Source organism: Mycobacterium talmoniae (genome assembly GCF_001854525.1).
GTDB lineage: Bacteria > Actinomycetota > Actinomycetes > Mycobacteriales > Mycobacteriaceae > Mycobacterium > Mycobacterium talmoniae.
Map to the genome: position 1 here is coordinate 1 of NZ_MLQM01000374.1, position 590 is coordinate 590.

The 590-nt window shown below is 69.0% G+C and carries 1 pseudogene; it reads right to left on the reverse strand.

Going from position 1 to position 590, the window contains the following annotated elements:
• Nucleotides 1-106: 106 nt before the first annotated feature.
• Nucleotides 107-316 (reverse strand): annotated as a pseudogene (locus tag BKN37_RS27440) (GatB/YqeY domain-containing protein); the annotation flags it as partial.
• Between the last annotated feature and the right edge of the window lie 274 nt (nt 317-590).

The window sequence follows — 590 nt, forward strand, 5'->3', positions numbered from 1 at the left end:
CACCCCCGCCAGCGCCCCGAGCCTCAACACACCACCCCCCAGCCCACCCCCAGCCCCCCCGCCGAGTGGTCCGCCGGCACCGTCAGATGCATATAAGAGACAGGTCATAGACCCCGGCCGCCTCGGCCCGCTTGCGGGATTCGCGGGCCAGCAGCTTGAGCACCTCGTCGTCGGACAACTCACGCGCCTGCTTGCCGGAGACCTCTTCGGTCTGGATCGCCGCCAACAACATCCGCAGGGTCGCGGTGCGCAACTTGTCCTGTGACTTCATCGCATCGGTCAGATCCGCCCGCAACTGGGCTTTAAGTTCCGCCATGGTGCAAACGCTACGCTGACCGCCGGTCGCGACACGCGGCGACGGGGCCGGGGAGACCGGCTTCCGCTCAGTCCCTGGTCAGCGTCGAGAAACGTTGAGAAATGCCGCCTCGGCCGACAGGATGGGAGCCATGACCCGCGCCGACGACGACAGCCCTTTCACGTGGTGAGTACGCCGCCGCCCGGTAATCCCGGTTATCCGCCGCCGGGCTATGGGCCACCCGGGTACCCGCCGCCGGGTTACCCGCCGCCCGGCTACCCCGGCTACCCGCCAC